The sequence below is a fragment of the Plantactinospora sp. DSM 117369 genome (assembly GCF_053764795.1).
Genome location: NZ_CM132446.1, coordinates 6,593,968 through 6,612,025, shown reverse-complemented (window position 1 = coordinate 6,612,025; position 18,058 = coordinate 6,593,968). Strand labels below are relative to the sequence as shown.

13 protein-coding genes are annotated in these 18,058 nt (G+C 74.0%); 6 read left to right on the top strand and 7 right to left on the bottom strand.

Going from position 1 to position 18,058, the window contains the following annotated elements:
• Positions 1 to 40 precede the first annotated feature (40 nt).
• Positions 41 to 1,810: a BTAD domain-containing putative transcriptional regulator gene (locus ACSMXO_RS28095; protein ID WP_455419323.1), complete on the bottom strand. Its 1,770-nt coding sequence runs from the start codon at positions 1,808 to 1,810 to the stop codon at positions 41 to 43.
• Between the two features lie 119 nt (positions 1,811 to 1,929).
• Between ACSMXO_RS28095 and ACSMXO_RS28090 the strand changes: the two genes are divergently transcribed.
• The 6 genes from ACSMXO_RS28090 to ACSMXO_RS28065 are packed head-to-tail and all read left to right on the top strand — an operon-like array spanning position 1,930 to position 10,215.
• Positions 1,930 to 2,586, top strand: coding sequence for a response regulator transcription factor (locus tag ACSMXO_RS28090; RefSeq protein WP_455419322.1), 657 nt, complete (start codon positions 1,930 to 1,932; stop codon positions 2,584 to 2,586).
• A gap of 5 nt (positions 2,587 to 2,591) precedes the next feature.
• On the top strand, positions 2,592 to 3,842 hold the full coding sequence (locus tag ACSMXO_RS28085; protein ID WP_346258433.1) for a sensor histidine kinase: 1,251 nt from the start codon (positions 2,592 to 2,594) through the stop codon (positions 3,840 to 3,842).
• Between the two features lie 52 nt (positions 3,843 to 3,894).
• Entirely contained in the window at positions 3,895 to 5,838 is a 1,944-nt protein-coding gene (locus ACSMXO_RS28080) for a fibronectin type III domain-containing protein (RefSeq protein WP_455414496.1), read from the top strand.
• Positions 5,835 to 6,791 carry an AAA family ATPase gene (locus ACSMXO_RS28075; RefSeq protein WP_455414495.1) on the top strand — a complete coding sequence of 319 codons (957 nt, stop codon included), beginning with the start codon at positions 5,835 to 5,837 and terminating at the stop codon, positions 6,789 to 6,791. The genes ACSMXO_RS28080 and ACSMXO_RS28075 overlap by 4 nt, the downstream gene beginning before the upstream one ends.
• Before the next feature lie 2 nt (positions 6,792 to 6,793).
• Positions 6,794 to 7,987, top strand: a complete 1,194-nt coding sequence (locus ACSMXO_RS28070; RefSeq protein WP_455419321.1) for a DUF58 domain-containing protein — start codon at positions 6,794 to 6,796, stop codon at positions 7,985 to 7,987.
• Positions 7,984 to 10,215 carry a transglutaminase-like domain-containing protein gene (locus tag ACSMXO_RS28065; RefSeq protein WP_455414494.1) on the top strand — a complete coding sequence of 744 codons (2,232 nt, stop codon included), beginning with the start codon at positions 7,984 to 7,986 and terminating at the stop codon, positions 10,213 to 10,215. The genes ACSMXO_RS28070 and ACSMXO_RS28065 overlap by 4 nt, the downstream gene beginning before the upstream one ends.
• A gap of 6 nt (positions 10,216 to 10,221) precedes the next feature.
• On the opposite strand, the gene ACSMXO_RS28060 is transcribed toward ACSMXO_RS28065, so the two are convergent.
• The 6 genes from ACSMXO_RS28060 to ACSMXO_RS28035 all read right to left on the bottom strand — a co-directional run bounded on the left by ACSMXO_RS28060 (position 10,222) and on the right by ACSMXO_RS28035 (position 17,732).
• The gene (locus ACSMXO_RS28060) at positions 10,222 to 12,051 is read right to left on the bottom strand and encodes a serine/threonine protein kinase (RefSeq protein WP_455414493.1); all 1,830 of its coding nucleotides are present in this window, start codon (positions 12,049 to 12,051) and stop codon (positions 10,222 to 10,224) included.
• Between the two features lie 163 nt (positions 12,052 to 12,214).
• Positions 12,215 to 13,900, bottom strand: a complete 1,686-nt coding sequence (locus tag ACSMXO_RS28055; RefSeq protein WP_455414492.1) for a right-handed parallel beta-helix repeat-containing protein — start codon at positions 13,898 to 13,900, stop codon at positions 12,215 to 12,217.
• The gene (locus tag ACSMXO_RS28050) at positions 13,897 to 15,393 is read right to left on the bottom strand and encodes a hypothetical protein (protein ID WP_455414491.1); all 1,497 of its coding nucleotides are present in this window, start codon (positions 15,391 to 15,393) and stop codon (positions 13,897 to 13,899) included. Before ACSMXO_RS28050 ends, ACSMXO_RS28055 begins: the two co-directional genes overlap by 4 nt.
• 413 nt (positions 15,394 to 15,806) lie before the next feature.
• Positions 15,807 to 16,358, bottom strand: a complete 552-nt coding sequence (locus ACSMXO_RS28045) for a hypothetical protein (protein WP_455414490.1) — start codon at positions 16,356 to 16,358, stop codon at positions 15,807 to 15,809.
• 26 nt (positions 16,359 to 16,384) lie between these two features.
• A complete protein-coding gene (locus tag ACSMXO_RS28040; RefSeq protein ID WP_455414489.1) occupies positions 16,385 to 17,053 on the bottom strand; it encodes a hypothetical protein in 669 nt (222 codons plus the stop codon).
• Position 17,054: 1 nt separating this feature from the next.
• Positions 17,055 to 17,732, bottom strand: a complete 678-nt coding sequence (locus ACSMXO_RS28035; RefSeq protein WP_455414488.1) for a DUF6244 family protein — start codon at positions 17,730 to 17,732, stop codon at positions 17,055 to 17,057.
• Positions 17,733 to 18,058: the final 326 nt, after the last annotated feature.

Below are 18,058 nucleotides of genomic sequence, written 5' to 3'. Positions count from 1 at the left end.
GTGGTTGCCCGGCTCGGCGGTCATCGGTGTGCCGCCCGCCTCAGGCCACCCGGCGGTCACGGTGGTGTTCCCGAAACGGGTGGCCGGCCGGCGCCGTACACCGGGCCAGATGCCGGACCAGGACGTGGCTGCGGTAGCGCTCCGCGCTGGCGACGTCCAGTAGTCCCTGGTCGACCAGCGTCTCCAGGGCCATTCGCGCCGCGCCCACCGGGACCCCCAGCGCCCGTGCGGCGGCGGGGGGTCCGAACTCGCCCGGCAGGTCGCCGAGGGCGTACCACGCCGCCAGCTCCCGACCGGCCAGCCGGCGACCGGCGTCGACTATCGAGCGTCGTACCGCGTCGGAGAGCACCCGGCACGGATCGTCGTCCAGCTCCTCGACCAGCCGCCGCGGCGTCCAGTGTGGTCGGCACTGCAACCGGGCGGCGGCGTCGCGCAGCGCGGCCGGAAGCCCACCGCAGCGCTGCCCGACGGCGAGCAGGGTCCGCCGGTCCGCGTCCGCACCTCGCCCACCGAGCGCGGACCGGAACAGCGCGGCGGAGTCCTCCGCTCCCAGCGGTGCCAGGCTGATCCGGGTCGCGCCGCCCGGATGCCAGCCGCGGTTCCGCGTGGTGACCAGGGCCAGGCAGCCGGGAGCGGCGGGCAGCAGCGGTGCCAGCGCATCCGGGCCGGGGACGTCGTCCAACACCAGCAGTACGCGCCGCCGGGCCAGCTCCGACCGCCACAGCGCGGACCGTTCGTCCAGGTCGCGCGGGATCTCCGAGTCGGGTACGCCGACGCCGCGCAGCAGCCGGTCCAGCGCGGCCGCCGCTGTGGACGTACCGGGGTGACCGGCGTCGCCCAGGCGTACGAAGAACTGTCCGTCCGGATGGTCCGCCGCCAGCTGGTGGGCCGCGTGTACCACGAGCGCGGTCTTACCCACCCCGGCCATGCCCTCCACCAGCACCACGGGCGCGGCGTCGTGCGCGGCCCGGCGTACGGCGGCCAGCTCGGCTCGGCGACCGGCGAGCGGTACGTCCCGGGGCAGTTCCCGGCGCACCGACCCGCCAGGGGCGCCGCCGAGCGCCGTCCGGTGCGAATCGCCCAGCGCCAGCCGGTACGCCTCGGCGAGTGCGGCTCCCGGTTCGACTCCCAGCTCGGCGGAGAGCAGCTCCCGGGCCTGGCGGTACGCGGCCAGGGCCTCGGCCCGCCGGCCCGTCACGTGAAGTACCCGGATCAGCTGTGCCCAGGCCGCCTCGCGCAGCGGGGCGTCCACGGTGATCGCCCGCAGCGTGATCAGAGCGTCCTGCCCGTGACCCGCCGCGAGCTGGGCCTCGGCGAGCTGTTCCGCCAGCCCCAGGCGCAGGTCGTCGAGATTGGTCAGCACCTCTGTGGCCGCCGTCCCGTCGAGCTCCGCGAACGGCCGCCCGCGCCACATCCGCAGCGCCTGGTCGAGCCGGGCGGCCGCGGTGCCGGGGTCACCACCCGCCGAGGCGAGCCGGGCCTGCTCGGCGAGTTCGCCGACCCGGTCGACGTCCAGCTCACCGCGACCGATCCGGATCCGGTACGCGCCGGGACGGCTCTCGATCCGCGGACCACCGTTGTGGTCCGGCAGGCGCCGGCGCAACGTCCAGACATAGGTCTTCAGGTTGGCCTCCGCCGAGGCCGGCACGGCCTGTTCCGGCCAGATGGTCGCGATCAGCTCGTCGATCGTCAGCCAGGCGTTAGGCTTCGTCAGCAGGATCGCCAGCAGAGCCGCGCGCTTGCCCGCGCCGATCGGGCGGGTGCCGGTGGCGCAGTGCACCTCGAGCGGGCCCAGCACGTGGAAGAGCACCAACCCCATACCTCCCGATCGACCCGCGCCGCCAACGGCAGCTTCCACTGGGCATTACCATCCGTCCCGGTACATGAGGTTCCGATGACACGATCCACGGGAGGCCCCCGGTGCGGGTGATGGTGGTCGAGGACGACGAGAACCTGCGGCTGGCGGTCACCACCGAACTGCTCGGAACGGGACTGCGGGTCGACCAGGCGGCCGACATCGCCGCCGCCGACGCGGCGCTTTCCGCCGGAAGGTACGACTGCGTCGTGTTCGACCGGATGCTGCCCGACGGCGACGCCATCGGGTACGTGCACCGCCGCCGGCAGCAGGGCTGGGCGGTACCGGTGCTGTTCCTGACCGCGCGGGACAGTGTCGCCGACCGGGTGGCGGGGTTCGCCCAGGGCGGCGACGACTACCTGGTGAAGCCGTTCGCCGTGGCGGAGATGGCGGCCCGGGTGCGCGCGTTGGTCCGGCGGGCCGGCTCGGGGCGTCCCTCGGTGCTCCGGCACGCCGACCTCGTGGTGGACTGCGCCCGCCGGGAGGTCCGCCGCGCCGGCGTGCTGCTCACCCTGACGGTGAAGGAGTTCGCCGTGCTGGAATACCTGATCGCCCGGCCGGAGCAGGCCGTGGGTCGGGCCGAGCTGATCGAGCACTGCTGGGACACCAGCACCGACCCGATGTCCAACGTGGTCGACTCGGTGGTGCGGCGGCTGCGGGTGAAGCTGCGCGAACCGGAACTGATCCACACCGTACGGGGGCACGGGTACCGACTCGCCGGGCCGCGGTGACACCGGTGACCACCCCGACGACGGCCCGGTTGCACCGACGGCGCCGCTGGCTCGCGCTGCTCTTCACCGTGGTGACCGCCGCCGGTTCGATCGTGCTCGCCGGGCTCGCGATCCGGCTGGACGCGGACCTGGGGGAGCAGCGGCTCGACGGCGAGCTGCGCCGGGTGACCTCCACGGTGACCCGGCTGATCCAGTACGACGGCACCCTCATCACGGCGTTCGTCAGCGAGGACGAACTCAACACCCGGTGTCCGCAGTTCGCGATCCTGCCCGGCGGCGCCGAGCGGTTCAGCGGCCACTTCAGTCAGCAGAGCTGCGTACCGCTGGATCCGGCGCTGCTCGCCAGCCTGGCGGCGGAGGCGGTGCGTACCGGCCGCCTGCTCAACGGCTACGTCCGGGGGACGGGTGGGGAGCTGGTCCGGGTCGGCGCCGAGCCGTTCCGCAACTCCCGGGGGCAGTACATCGGCGCCGTGGTCGCGGCCGTCGACGCGGGGCCGGAGCAGGACCGGCACCACCGGATGCTCCTGTTCGTGGTCACCGGCTGTGTGCTGCTGGTGGCCGCCGTCGGGGTGGCCGGCCACCTGCTCTCCGGATGGGCGCTCCGGCCCGCCGCGGCCGCCCTCGAACAGCAGGAGGTGCTGCTCGCCGACACCGCGCACGACCTGCGTACGCCGGTGGCGGCGCTGCGCGCGCTCGCCGAGACGGCACTGGAGAACCCCACCCAGCGCGCCGACCTGCTGCCGCGTACCGTCCAGCTCGCCGGGCGGATGGGCAGCATCATCGACGGGCTGCTGGTACGGGCACGGCTGGCCGCCGGTGTCGAGCAGCTCGCCATCCAGCCGGTCTGGCTGGACCAACTGGTCACGACGGTGGTGGAGGAGACGCCGACCGACGGGGCACAGGTGACGGTGACCGCCGCACCGACAAAAGTGGACGTCGACCCCGCTCTGGTGCAGCGGGCGGTCGGCAATCTGCTGGACAACGCGCTGCGCCACGGCCGGCGGCCGGGCGACCGGGCGATCGTCCACATCACCGTCGCCGGCGGGCGGCTCATGGTCGCCGACCACGGCCCGGGCATCGACGCCGCGATCGCGCAGGAGACCTTCGACCGGTTCAACAGTGGCGGCGGGTCGAGCGGACTCGGTCTCTCCATCGTGCGCTGGGTGGCGCGGGCGCACGGCGGGGTGCTGCGCGTCTACAACGCGGAGGAGGGTGGAGCGATCTTCGAACTCGTCCTGGGCACCAACGATTCCTGAATGTTGTATCGATGATGGACCGGTCGTGTATCCGGCCTCTTATGCTCGTTGGGTGACCAAGCTGGGCATTTCGCTTCGCCACCTCGTACGCTCCTGGCGCGGCATGCGCCTGGGGCACCGCCTCCGCGCCTGGTACGACGCCGGCTCGTGGCGTGACCGCGGTCCGCTGTGGCGCCGGCGGTTGCCGCTGGTGCTGCTGGTGGGCGCCAGTCTCGCCGCCGTGACGGCGGCGGCCACCGGGGCGGTCGCGCCAACCCCCGAGCTGCGGTTCGCCCAGGGCGGCCACTGGGTCGCGAGTCCGTCGCTGGGCCAGGTCGTCCACGTCAACGGGTCCGCACGCCGGGTCGACGCCCGGGCGCCGGTGCCCGGCATCGAACCAGGCAGCCAGGTGGTGCAGGGCGACACGAGCGGTTACGTGGTCGGCCGTTCCCGGGTCATCGAGTTCGGCAAGTCGAGCCTGGCGGTCGAACGGACCCTCACCCCGCCCACCGGCGAGCGTCCGGTCGCCATCGAGGTGGCCGGCGGGCCGTACCTGGTCTACCGGGAGGCCGGGCGCGTGGTGCGGCTCGGCGACTCCCCGGCGACGATTCCGGCCGGCGGTGTACTCGGTGAGCCCGTCGTGACCCCGGACGGCACGCTCTGGCTGCACCGCGTCGACTCCGGGGTGCTCTGCCGGCTGGCGGCCGGCACCGACCGGATCTCCTGCCCGGCCGCCGCGCCGGCCGGACACACCGGCGCGCTCACCGTGGTCGGCAAGCAGCCGGTCTTCGTCGACACCGCGGCGGACACGCTGAGCCGGGTCGCCGAGCACGGCCTCGGCCGCCCGACGCCGATCGGGCTGGACGTCCTGCCCACCGCACGCGTCGCGCCGGTCGACGCCGGTGGCCGGGTCGCCATCCTCGATCCCACCGGGCGGCGGATGCAGCTGGTCGACGCCGCCGGGCTGGACGCGGGCCGGATGGGTGCGCCGCCGGTAACGGTCGCTCTGCCCGACGGCACGTACTCGGCCCCGTCCGTCGCCGGGTCGTCCGTGGTGCTGCTGGACCTGAAACGCAACGCCGTGCTCACCTACAACAGCGGCGGCGAGCAGCAGTGGAGCACTCCGCTGCCACCGGAGGCCGGTGAACCCACGCTGATCCGTGGTGAGGACGAGCGGGTCTACGTCGACGGCGCCGAGGGCCGGCACGTGCTGGTGGTCGACCCCGGCGGCACGGGCGGGCTGGTGCCGGTGGTCGGCAACGAGGGGCGGGGACCGTCGGGTACCCCGGTTCCCCCGTCCACCAGGCCCGACCCCGGCCCGCGCTCGCCCGACCCCGGCCCGCGCTTGCCCAGCCCCGGCCCGCGCTCCCCGGACAGGCCCACGGGGGACGATCCGGCTCCCCCACGGCGGACGGCCCCCGCACCCCGCTCGATACCGGCCAGCCCGCCCGGGATGCCGGGGAATCTGCGCGCGACCAGCCAGGGCGCCAATCTCCGGGTCACCTGGAGCGGCGCCGCCGCGAACGGAGCCGCGGTCAGCGCGTACCAGGTCACGTGGGTGCCGGCCGCGGGCGGGACCAGCCGCTCGGCCACCCGGCCCGGCGACGCCCGCTCGACGACGATCACCGGTCTCACCCGGGACACCACCTACCGGATCACCGTGGTCGCGCGGAACTCCGCAGGGCGCGGATCGCCGGCCACCGTACGGGCCAAGGTGCCACCACCACCCCGGTCGGTCACCGTCTCCCGGGGCAGCGACACCACGTACGAGGACAGGTGCCACGAGCCGGACTGCGCGTACTTCCACATCGTGCTGCGCGGGTTCAGCCCGAACACCGACTACCACATCAAGCCGGATTCCAGCAGGTGGCCGGACTTCAACTCGGGCGCCACCCGGCGTACCGACAGCAGGGGAAACCTCACCTTCGAGGACTTCCCGTACGACTCGGTCGGGTCGTACGTCTGGGTCACCGTCGACGGTGTCGAGTCCAATCGCTACCTGTGGAGGGCAGGGTGAGCGCTTCCAGCCCGGCGGAGATCGCCGCGCGGATCTCCGAGAACGTGCAGCGGGTGATCCGCGGCAAGCCCGAGCTCGTACGGCTGGCCGTCGCCGGCCTGCTCGCCGAGGGTCACCTGCTGATCGAGGACGTGCCGGGGCTCGGCAAGACCAGCCTCGCCCGGGCCCTCGCCCGCAGCATCGGCGGACGGTGGAGCCGGATCCAGTTCACCCCGGACCTGCTGCCGAGCGACATCACCGGGGTCACCGTCTACCAGCAGAAGGACGAGCGGTTCACCTTCCACCCCGGCGCGGTGTTCGCCAACATCGTGGTCGCCGACGAGATCAACCGCGGTACCCCGAAGACCCAGTCGGCGCTGCTGGAGGTCATGTCCGAGCGGCGGGTCACGGTGGACGGGACCGGACACGAGGTACCCCGGCCGTTCCTGGTCGTCGCGACCCAGAACCCGATCGAGCTGGAGGGCACCTACCGACTGCCCGAGGCGCAGCTGGACCGATTTCTGATGCGGCTGTCGGTGGGCTACCCCGACCTCGACTCCGAGGTGCTGGTGATGATGGGTGACTGCGCGGGGGTGACCCCGGACGACCTATCCGCGGTCGTCGACGTCGCGGCGCTGCGGGAGGCCATCGTCGAGGTACGGACGTCGCACCTTGACCGGGCGGTGTACGAGTACGCCGCCCGGCTCACCGCGGCGACCCGCGACCACCCCGCGGTGCGGTACGGCGCCAGCGTACGGGGCAGCATCGCGCTGGTGCGTACCGCGCGGGCGCTCGCGGCGATCGAGGGACGCGACTTCGTCACGCCCGACGACGTCAAGGACGTGGCCGGGCCGGTACTGGCCCACCGGCTCGTGCTCACCCCGGAGGCCGAGATGAACCAGCGGGCCGCCGCCGAGATCGTCGCCGACCTGCTCGCCTCGGTCCCCACGCCCGCCGCCAGCGCGGCGGGTTGACCGTGCGCCTGACCCGCCGCGGCATCGTCGTGCTCGCCGTCGCGGTGCCGCTGCTCGCCTTCGGGCTCTGGGGCGGTTACCCGATGCTGCGGGCGCTGGGTGCGGTCCTGCTCGGCGCCGTGCTGGCCGCCGTCCTGCTCACCGCGCGCCGCCGGCCGGTCGAGGTGCGCCGCTCGGTCTACCCCGAACGGGTCGAGCGGGGCAGACCCGCGCTGGCCAGCCTGCGGGTCCGCAATCCGGGCGGTGGTCGGCGGAGTGGATTCGTGGCCACCGACGCGGCCGGGGGAGCGACCCGGACCGTCCGGGTACGGGCCCTGGCGGCCGGTGCCGAGGTGGTCCACCACTACGAGGTGCCGACCGCCGTGCGCGGCAGGCTGACCGTGGGCCCGCTGACGCTGCACGGGGTGGATCCGTTCGGGCTGGCCCGCGGCGAGCCGCACGTCGGGGAGTCGGCGACCCTGTGGGTGCACCCCCGGCAGTTCCCGGCGCGGGCGCCGATGGCCGGCTACCCCCGGCACCACCACGAGGGCCCCACCGACGGCGCGCTGCGGGGCTCGGCGCAGCTCCTGGACGTCCGGGAGTACGTCCCCGGCGACGAGGTACGGCACCTGCACTGGAAGGCGACCGCCCGGACGGGGCGGTTGATGGTTCGCGACCTGGCCGATCCGGAACAGCCGAGGTTCACCCTGTTGCTCGACACCCGCCCCGCCCCGCTCACTGCCGCCGGGTTCGAGGAAGCGGTGGACCTGGCGGCGTCCCTGCTCGGCGCCACCGCCCGGGCGGGACACCATACCCGCCTGGTCACCTCGGCCGGTCTCGACCTCGCCGTTGCCGGCGGGGCACCCGCGGCACGCCGGCTGCTCGACGAGCTGTGCGCCCTGCGCCGGGACGACGTACGCGCGGCCGACCTGGTGCCGCCGTCGCTGGCCACGAGCGGCCCGGCCGGCGGCTGCCTGGTGGCGGTCACCGCCGGGGAGACGCCGCCCGCCGCGGTGACCGCGTTGCGGCACCGGTTTCCGATGATCGTGGTCATCGTCCTGGGCCGGACCGGGGACGGTTCCGGGCCGCCGTCCGGCGAAAGTCCTGCCGAGCCGGAGCCGGCGCGCCGCCGGCCCGACGCGGCGACCTGGATCCGGGTCCTGCACGCGGACAGCGCCGAAGAGGCGGTACGCCGGTGGAACGAGACGCTCGGATGAGCCCGGCACCCCGGGCCGTACCCGCCACGTGCGTGGTACTCGCGGCCGTCGTCGTGGGGATGCTCTTCGCACCGGTCTTCGGCGTGCCCGCGCTGCTGTTCCCGATCGGTGTACCGGCGCTGGCGGTGCTGCTGACCACGCTGGCCTGTGCCCGGCGCAAGGCCCTGCTGCCCTGGCGCCCGCTGCTGCTGGCGGTCGTCGGCCTGCTGGCCGTCGTCGAGACGGTGCTCCGGTCGACGACGGTGGCCGGGCTGCCCACCGGGCGGACGCTGCGCGCCCTGGCCGCCGGCGTCACCGGCTCCTGGCAGCTCGCCCTCCAGTCGACCTGGCCGGCCCGGCCAGATCCCGAGCTGCTGCTGTTCGTCCCGCTGCTGGTGGTGCTCGCCGGTGTGCTCGGGGTCGAGCTGCTGGACCGGCCGGGCAGCCCGTTGCTGGCCCTCGCACCGAGTTTCGCCGTCGCCCTCCTCAGCCAGTTCTACGCCCCGCTGCCACCCGGCCCGGCGGTCGCCGCCGCGCTCGGCTACGCCGCGGTCGCAGGAGTCCTGCTTGCCACCGGCGGCGGGACGGAGTCCGACCGTGCGGGGCCACCGAGGTCCGGCCCTCGCCCGATCCGGAGCGCCGGCCACCGGCGCGGAGGCCGAATCGTTGCTGCCTGGGGCACGGCTGCGGCCCTGCTGCCGCGCATCGTCCCGGCGGTGGCCCTGGCCGGGGTGGCGGTGATGCTGGCCGGGCTGTTGCCGCCGACCGTGCCGCCGCGATACTCGCTGGGCGCTGACCGGACGGCCCCGCTCGCCGAGACCCGGGTGGCCAGCCCGTTGGACGAGATCGCGTACCGGCTCGCCCACCCCGGTACCGCCGTGTTCCGGGTGAGCGGCGGCGAGGGCGTGGACCGGTGGCCGTTGGTGGTGCTCGAAGGCTTCGACGGGGTGAACTGGCACCCCGGCGGGCGGTACCGGCGGCTCGGTATCGAGCTGCGGCCGGGCCCCGCGGTGACCGTACCGGTGCACGCCCGGTCCGCCGAGATCGAGATCGACGCGTACGCCGCCGGTGCCGGCCCGTGGTTGCCGAGCCAGACCTGGCCCGCCGGGGTACGCGATGTCGATCCGCTGGTCGAGGAGGACCACGGAACGCTGCTGCTGCCCGGATCCGACGGTGCGGCACGGTACACGTTGAGCTGGTGGCAGCCGGCGGTCGACGCCGAGGCGCTCGCGGGTGCCGCGATCGACCCGGTCGCCCCGGGCGGGCTCGGCGGCGTTGGCCCGGTGCCGTCCGGGGTGGCCGAACTCGCCGAGCGGGCGACCGGCGGGTTGCGCCCGTCCTTCCAGGCTGCCCTGGTGCTGGAACGCTTCTTGCGGGAGAACTACCGGCTGGCCACCGGGCAGGACCTGCCCACCGGGCACTCCTGGCCACAGCTGGCCGACTTCCTGTTGCAGGCCAGGCGGGGCACGACCGAACAGTTCGCTGCCGCGTACGTGGCGCTGGCGCGGATCCGGGGCATCCCGGCGCGCCTGGTCGTCGGCTTCCGCGCACCGACCAGTCCCGACCTGGACGGGCGGTACACGGTCCGCAACGGCGACGTACTCGCCTGGCCCGAGGTCGCCGTGCGGGGGATCGGCTGGGTACCGCTGGATCCGGCGGGCGGGTCGTCGGCCGGGGGCGCCGCGACCGGTGCCGGGCTGTCCGCCGCCGCGGCACAGGTACGGGCGCAGCTCCCCGCACCGGAGGAGCTCCGTGACCCATCGGTCGCGCTCCAGCAGGCCGCCGTGGAGCGACCTGACAGTGCCGGCCTGCCGGGCACCGCGGCGTGGCGCCTGCTGCTCGCCGCCCCGGTGGTGCTGCTGGCGGTGTGGATCGTCGGGGTACCCGCGGCGAAGGCCGGACGGGCCTGGCGCCGCCGGCGCCGCCCGGGTACCGGTGCGGTGGTGGGCGCCTGGGAGGAGGTCCGGGACCGACTTCGCGCACACGGTGTCCTGATGTCGGCCGGGATGACGGTACGCGACCTGGCGACCAGCGCGACCGCCGTCGCCGATCGATCCACCGTGACCGCCATCCGCGAGCTGGCCGCCATCGTGGACCGGGCGCTGTGGGCGCCGGCCGCGCCGGGGGAGCGGGACGGTCGCCAGGCGTGGGCGGCGGTGCGGGCGGTACGTCGTGGACTGGCCCGGCGCGGTTGGCGGGCCCGACTCCGGGCGCTGCTCGACCCGCGTGCGCTGCTGCCACCCCGCTGACCCGCCTCACTTCACGCAGCTGGCACCACGGATCGGCTTCGGCTCGCTCTCGTACACCTGGTTGCCGTCGGTGCCCTGGATCGCGAAGCAGTACCGGCGTACCGGATCCACGGGTACCCGGTAGGTGGTCTTCCGCTGCGCCAGTATCGTCCGGTTCGGCTCGCCCTCGGCCGCGACGATCACGGCGAAGTTCAGCGGCTCGTTGCTCTGCCAGGACAGCTCCACGAAGTTGCCGTGATCGGCGGGATCGGCCAGTTCGAGCCGTACCACCCGGGCCGGGCTGCTCGCCGCGCCGACCACCCCGACCCCCGCCGGGGCCGGTGGGACGGTGAGCTCGCCGGGCCGGTTCAGCAGGAGCGGTACGGCGACCGCCGCGAGCAGCGCCAACCCGCCGACCCCGATCAGCAGGGATCGGGTACGGGTGGCGCGCCGGAGCCGTTTCTCCGAACCGAAGACGAGAATCGGCTCCCCGTGCGGGCGTGGGGCCGCAGGGCTGGAGACCTCTGCTCCGGGACCCGGCGTCTTGGCTGCGGTCTCCGGCGGTCCCGCCGTCCGGTCGGGTGGTTCGACTCCGGGGCTGGGCGGTCCCGCCACGGTTGCCGGTGGTGCTGGCATGGTTGCCGGTGGTGCTGGCACGGTTGCCGGTGGTGCTGCCACGGTCGCCGGTGGTTCCGTCGGCCGGACCGATGCCGCCGTGGGTTCGGGCGGTTCCGCTCCAGGGGCCGGTGATTTCTCCACTGTCGGCGCTGGCGGTGCCGGCTCCACCGGGCCTGGCGTGGCGAAATCGTCAAACCCCAACTGCTCCGCAGGCTCCGGTCGGTGTTCCGGGTCCGGCGACGGTCGGCCCGTGGGCTCTGGCGGTGTCGGCTCGGGCGGGCTCGACGTGGCGAAGTCGTCGAACCCGCGCTGCTTCGCGGGCTCCGGTCGGTGATCCGGGCCCGGCGACGGATGGTCCGTGGATTCTGGCTGTTGGTCGGCGGGCGACTGCTGGCCTGTGGGCTCTGGCTGATGGTCGGCAGGCGGTGGCTGGTCCGCAGGTGCGACCCGCACCCGCAGCGCGTCCAGGCGCGCGGCCACCGCCGACGCGGAGACCGGGCGGTCCGCCGGGTCCGTCGCCAGGAGCGCCGCGACCACCTGCACCAGTTCCGGCGGCATCCCGGGGCGATCGAGCGGTGGCACCGCGTTGCCGAGCACGCGCAACAGGCGTTCTTCCGGCCGCTCACCGGGCGGACCCTGATGCGGGGAGCGGCCGGACAGGGCCAGGTAGAGCACCACGCCGAGGCCGTAGAGGTCGGATCGCTCGTCGGCCGTGCCGTCCCGGACGGTTTCCGGCGGCAGGAGGTCCGCGGTCCGCAGGGGATCGCGGGGAAACGCGTGGCGCAACGTGAGGCCGAAGTCGGACAGCACCGGCTCGCCGGAGGGCCGGAACAGCACGTTCCCGGGGACGACCCCGCCGTGGACGAGCCCCGCGCCGTGGGCGGCTGCCAGCGCCGTCGCGAGGACGGTCCCCAGCACCAGGGTATCGGCCACGGAGAGCGGGCCGAACGAGTCGAGCAGTTCCGGCAACGACTGTGCACACAGCTCCATCCGCAGGGCACAGCGGCCGTCCGGGCGCTCCTCGACGCGGTCGGCGACGAGGACCGGGGCGTGCGCGCGTAGGGCGGAGAGCCGGGCCAGTTCGCGGCTCAGCTCCGCCCGGGTGCGCCGGTCGATCCGGCCGGGGAAGACCTTCAGCGCGAACGCCTCACCGGCCGTGGCGTGTACGCCCGCCCACACCGTGGCCACCGGACCATCACCCAGCGGGACCAGCTCGCCGTCGTGGGGATCGGTCGTCATGCGGTGGTCGTCCTCTCCGGCCCGAGCTTCGCTGGCTGCCGTGCCGGTGCCACTGTGGGTCGTCTCATTCATGCTAGGCAACGGGGGTTCCGGCCCGGCGTCGGGCGGCATCTTGCTGCCGTGGGACGGGAACGAGCCGAGAGCGGCTCCGGGCCAGGCCAGGTCAGGCACTCGCCGCCCGTACGTCCGCGGCGGTCACCGTACGCAACTCGGTCACGTCCGGCACCCGCCCGAGCGCGCGCAGCCGCTGTGACTGCGCCTTGCGTACCCCTTCGAAGAGCCGGCGGGCGTCCCGGGCGTTCCCGAAGTTGGGGTCGCGCGATACCCGGTCGAAGTAGTCCAGCAGCACCGGGCGTGCGTCGTCGTCCATCAGGTAGTCGCCCTGGGCGACCATCCTGCCGATGATCTGGAGGAGGTCCTCCGGAGTGTAGTTCTCGAACTCGATGGTCTTGGAGAACCGCGAGGCCAGGCCGGGGTTGACGGCGAGGAAATCGGTCATCTCCCCGGTGTAGCCGGCGACGATCACCGCGACGTCGTCCCGGTGGTCCTCCATCAGCTTGACCAGGGTGTCGATCACCTCCTGGCCGAAGTCGCCCCCGGAGCCGGCCTGCCTGGACAGGGTGTACGCCTCGTCGATGAAGAGCACCCCGCCCTTGGCCGCCTCGAACACCTGCGTGGTCTTCTCCGCGGTGTGCCCGATGTACTGGCCGACCAGATCGCGCCGGGAGACCTCGCGGAACTGGCCGCGGGCGAGGACGCCGAGCGCCTTGAGCAGTTTTCCGTAGGTGCGGGCCACCGTGGTCTTCCCGGTGCCGGGTGCCCCGGCGAAGATGAGGTGGTGGCTGACGCCGCCCACCGGCAGCCCCGCCTTGCGGCGCCACTCGTTGACCTGGATCTCGTCCACCAGCCCCCGGACCTCCGCCTTCACCGCGGCCAGGCCGACCATGCCGTCGAGCTCGGCGAGGAGGTCGTCGAGCCCGACGTCGCCGGTGGCGGCGGGGCGTCGTACGGGTTCGGTCACCGTCGGCGTGGCGCCCTCGGCGATCTCGACGCTCGGCTCGGCGGTGTTGTCCAGCTGGCACTCCTCGACAGAGCCGGCGCAGCCGGGGCCGAACGCGATCCCGACGCCCTGCACGTTCCGCACCCGGGTACGGCGTACGACGGGTCGGCTCTGGTGCGCCACCGCGATGCCCGGGCCCGTCGTACCGGAGATGTCGCAGCCCTCGATGACCGGGCGGGCGTACTGGTAGACGTAGATGCCGCGCTGCCCGCAGTCGGAGATGGTGCAGTTGCGGATCTCCGGGTCAGCACCGAGCCCGACCACCACACCGTCGCTGGCCACGTCCTCAACCGAGCTGTCGTCGACCCGGCCGGACGAGCTCTCCACCACGATGCCCTGGGCCGAGCCGGAGATGGTGCATCGGCGCACCGCGAACCGGGGGCAGCCCCGCACGCTGATCGCCGGGCCCACCCGGGCGCTGATCGTGCAGCGGTCGACCGTCAGGTGCGCGTTCTCCACCTGGATGGCGCCGACGCTCGCGCGCACCTCGACCCCTTCCAGGGTCAACGACCCGCCCCGTACGGCCAGCACCGGCCAGTCGCCGCCAGAGCCGTCCAGGACCACTGTCGCACCGTCGACCGCCCGCACCGTCAGCGAGCGGTCGAGCAGCTCGAACGTCTCCGGATAGCTGCCGTCGGCGACCGAGACGACACCCCCGTCCGGTACGTCGCGCAGCGCCGCCCCGATTGTCTGGTACGCGCCGTGCCGCCCGGGCGCGACCAGCAGCGTCCGGGGGCCGGACCCGGGCCGGGTTGAGTGGGGGCCGTCGTTTACGGCAGGTGCGGTCACGTCAGAAACACTCCGATCGGAAGCGAGGCGGCCACGCCACGGGACTGCGTGCCGTCGAGTCGAGCGGGACGTACACCGCAGGCCGTGGCGCGTACCACCGTGGTGGCAAGTGCCGTCTCGATGGCGGTCTCGCTGGTCGCGGCGATGCGCAGCACGGCGCCCACCCGTGGCCCGTCGTCACCGGACCGGGCGGCGAGCGTCACCGTGACGGCGACGCCGGTGAGCGCCGTGAGCAGCTCGCCGACCAACCGCCGCGCCTGCGAGTCGGCGAGGCGGTGCCAGCCCCGCAGCTCGAAGGCGGCCTGACAGACGGGCCCGGTGCGCCAGAACCGCCAGTCCTCGCGTACCTGGTTGCGTCCCCCGGTGACATGGGCCAGCCCGGCGAGCATCGCGAACGCCGCCTCCTCGGCCAGCGGCTCGGTCGGTACGCCCGCACGGCCGAGCATGCGCCGCATCCGGCGCATGGCGTTGCGCAGGACCAGTGCCAGCTCGTCGTCGCCGGGAACGTCGACGCCGCGGGTGGCGTGTACGGCCAGCCACACCTTCGCCGGGACGTCCCGGCGGACTCCGGCGTGGTACACCGTCTGGACGCCCAACGCACGCTGCTGCCCGTCGACGAGCGGGACCAGTGCCGCAGGCGTGGGCAACCGGTCGACCAGATCCGTGCCGCCGTCGTGCGGTTGCAGCACGGCGGTCAGGCCACCGCGGTGGCTGGCGGTCATGGCCAACCCGTGACCGGTCTCGACGGCCTGTACCGCGCAGTTCGGGATCAGCAGGTCCAGCAGCGCCGGGGTCTTCCCGGCGTCTTCGGGCAGGTCGCGGCGCCGGGTACGGGACAGGTAGCCGACGGCCAGCGCGCCGTGCTCGTAGAGCCAGCGACCGCCGATCCGTACGGTGGTCAGCGCGACCAGTACCGCCGCACCGACCGCCACGCAGACCAGCACCGGCACCGGCTGGCGGACGGCGAGCGCCACGGCCAGCACGGCGACCTGCCAGCAGACGACCTGGATCAGGTTGAGATGGGCGAGAAACTCCCGGCTCCGGCTGCCGTCCGGTGCCGTCTCCGGCGGCGGTCCGGCGGCGACCGTCGTGGGGTTCGGCGCGGGCGCCGGGGTCGCCCGGGCTGGGACCAGAGGCTGGGCGTCCGGGACCGACCGGGTGGTCCGACCGGTGGCCTGTTGGGCGGCCGTGGTCTGGCCGGTGGCCTGTTGAGCGGCCGTGGTCTGGCTGGCTGCCTGTCGGCTGGCCGTGGCCTGGCCGGTGGCCTGTTGGGCGGGCGTGGTCTGGCTGGCTGCCTGTCGGCTGGCCGCGGCCTGGCCGGTGGCCTGTTGGGCGGCTGCCACGGTGAGCCGCGCGGTCCCGGGGACGACCCGTGCCGGGTCGGCGGGCGTGGCCTGGCCGGCGCCCGGCGGCCCGGCCGTCCGGGCGGGCGCCGGGACCGTTGCCCCGGGGCCGGCGCCCCGCTCAGTGGCGCCCCGGTCAGCGGCGGCCATGGCTGACCTCCCGCCCCGCCGGTTCACCCGCTGTCCGTACCGGGCGTGTCGCGTCGCGCTGCGATGCGCCGCCTGAGCTACTGCCGGCTGACGAGTTGCCGCCTGAGCTACTGCCGGCGGTCGTGGCCAGCGTGGCTATCACCAGGGGAGAGCGCACGGGGTCCTCACTCTGTCCGTCGCGGCCGGGTCGACGCGTTCGCGCCACCGCCGTACACGATCGGACGGGACACATGAGGTTTCCATGACGCCCGATCCGCCGTGCGAGCTATCCAGAGTCGGACGTCCCGCCGTGGGCAGCCCGGCAGCGTCGTGCGCGTCCGGATGCCGATCTGCCCCGCAGGTCCTGAGCCTGTCGTTCACGCTCCGCGTTGGCTACCTCCGGTGACGTGCGGAGGGCACCATGCCCTATCGGGCTATCCGAACCGGGCCGCGATGTCACGGTAGGTGTCGCGGACGGCTTCGAGGCGGAGCCGACGGAATCGGCCTGGCCCGGCCGCGTAGATCTCGCGACCCCGGCCGCTCCACAACGCCTCCGCCGGCACCGCGTCAGCACCCGCCGGGACGAACTTCAGCACCTCGGAAAGGGCCGAGGCCGCGGTGAGCAGATCGATCCGGGCGCTCTGGCGATCCTCGGCGCCCACCCCGCTGGGCTGGGCCGGCGCGCCGCGGGCGAGCGCGTCCGCCAGCCACAGCCACTCGCCCGCGTCCAACAGCTCGGACGGCCGATCGTCGCCGAACCGTAGGTCCTCGTCGCCGGGCAGCAGGATCTCGTCGGGGATCCGGAACGTGAACTCGCGGGCCGTGCCGCACGACGGGCAACTGCCGGTGTACCGGCTGGCCAGGTCACCCTCGGCCTCGACGACCGAGCTGGCTGGTTCGAAGCCGCTCTCCCCACAGGATTCACACGGGTGCAGCTCCATGTAGAGGTGCGCCTCCGCGCTCGTCCGGGCCAGCCGCAACGCCATGCCGCCCATGCTATGGCACCCGCCTCTCAGTACGCCTCGTCGAGGAAGCCCGCGTCGGAGCAGACCAGCAGATGCAGCCGGCGGAGCAGGTGGGGCAGCAACTCGTCGGCCCCGGTCACGGTGGGATCGTCGTCGTCGCGCGGATCCTCGTACGCCGGGGCGAGGGCTTCGCAGGCGTCCCACAGGGTGGGGGTGACCGGTGCCCACCGCCAGACGTCGTGGGCCAGGTTGTCGACGAGAATCCACGGCCCGTCGGGTCCACCGATGCCGTAACGGCCGTGCCATCCGAGTCGCATGCCGTGGCCGTGGAGCATGCTGTTCCATCGATACGACCGCGCCATGGCAGCGGCCTCGGCCGGGTCGTCGGGATCGACGACGAGCAGCAGCCGGCGCTCGGCGAGTTGGGCGACGGCCCGGTCGAGGCGGGCCGGGGTCAGCCACGGCGCCGGGTCGGCGATCTGGGCTGGGTCGGCGATGTGGGCAGGCTCGGCGATCTGGGCCGGGGTCCAGGGCTGTGGTGCGCCGACGACGGTGTGGGCGAGCAGCCAGAGGGTGTACGGGTCGCCGCCCGGCAGCGGGTGGATCTGTCCGGCGACGCGTACCCGGTGCGGGCCGGCGAGGGGGTCGGAGGCTCCGACGGTCGGCCCGAGGTAGTGGCCGACGGGGAACATCAGCGGCGCTGTGCTGGTGGGCATGTCACTCCGATCCCGGAGCGGCGGGCACGGCAAGGTCGAGGCAGGCCGCCCCGGCGGAGGTGAGCGTGTCGAGCCGGTCCCGCAAGGCGAGGAGGACCGCGTACGGGTCGATCAGGGTCGGTTCGGTGGCCGTGACGGCGAACCTGCGGCAGGCGTCCCACAGCGACGGCTGGCCGCCCGCTTCGACCCACAGTTCGTAGCCGAGCCGGTCCACGGTGACGATCGGTCGCCCGAATGCACCGATGCGGCAGTTGTCTGGCTTCTCCGGGTCGGGTCCGAGCCCCGAGAGCAGCGGCAGCAGGCGGTGGGCGCGGGCGAACCCGATGGCGTCGTCCCAGGAGACCGGCACCAGCAGGCCGCGGCCGACCAGGGTGTCCAGGATGGATGGTCGGTGGCTCGGGTCGCCGGGTGCCGCCCAGGCCCTGGCCTCGGGCTCGGTGAGCCGCTCGATGTCGGGTCCGCGCCGGACCTCGTGATGCCACTGGCCCTCCTCGGCGGGAAAGAGGCCCAGGTAGTGGCCGATCGCGACCAGTCCGGCGGTCGGCGTCGTCGCGACGAGTTGCCGTTCCTCACCGGCTTGACCGATGGCCCCGGCGACCGCATCGCGGGCCTCGTGCATCGCGCGGTGCGCCGGCGCCAGCCCGGCGATCGCCTCCTGAGGTGTGCCTCCGTGCGGCATTGCTGCGGATGCCGTCGCCGCCTCGCGGGTCGACGTGGAGTGACGGCCCGGGCCGGTCAGCCCTCGTGCTCGATCGGCGCCGGTCATCAATGGACCTTTTTCAACCTCCCCTTGCGGTCCGGCGGACCGCAAGGTCGGACGCGGTGCGTGAGCGCCGCGCGGTCCAGGTTGAAAAAGGTTCAACGCATGCGGCTCGGCGTTGATCTTCTCGATATTCGACACGTAGCCAGCTTCTCCCCAGAATCCGGAGCCGTTTCCGGTCGACGGTGCAGGTGCGGTGCGGCGGGTTTCTTTGGCGGCGTTGGCGGCCGGGACCGGAAACCAAG

What these genes read in the sequence shown, in the direction of transcription:
- ACSMXO_RS28060 (WP_455414493.1), bottom strand. Translation starts at nt 12,051, where the DNA reads ATGACGACCGATCCCCACGACGGCGAGCTGGTCCCGCTGGGTGATGGT.
- ACSMXO_RS28050 (WP_455414491.1), bottom strand. Translation starts at nt 15,393, where the DNA reads ATGGCCGCCGCTGACCGGGGCGCCACTGAGCGGGGCGCCGGCCCCGGG.
- ACSMXO_RS28040 (WP_455414489.1), bottom strand. Translation starts at nt 17,053, where the DNA reads ATGCCCACCAGCACAGCGCCGCTGATGTTCCCCGTCGGCCACTACCTC.
- ACSMXO_RS28045 (WP_455414490.1), bottom strand. Translation starts at nt 16,358, where the DNA reads ATGGCGTTGCGGCTGGCCCGGACGAGCGCGGAGGCGCACCTCTACATG.
- ACSMXO_RS28090 (WP_455419322.1), top strand. Translation starts at nt 1,930, where the DNA reads ATGGTGGTCGAGGACGACGAGAACCTGCGGCTGGCGGTCACCACCGAA.
- ACSMXO_RS28035 (WP_455414488.1), bottom strand. Translation starts at nt 17,732, where the DNA reads ATGCCGCACGGAGGCACACCTCAGGAGGCGATCGCCGGGCTGGCGCCG.
- ACSMXO_RS28065 (WP_455414494.1), top strand. Translation starts at nt 7,984, where the DNA reads ATGAGCCCGGCACCCCGGGCCGTACCCGCCACGTGCGTGGTACTCGCG.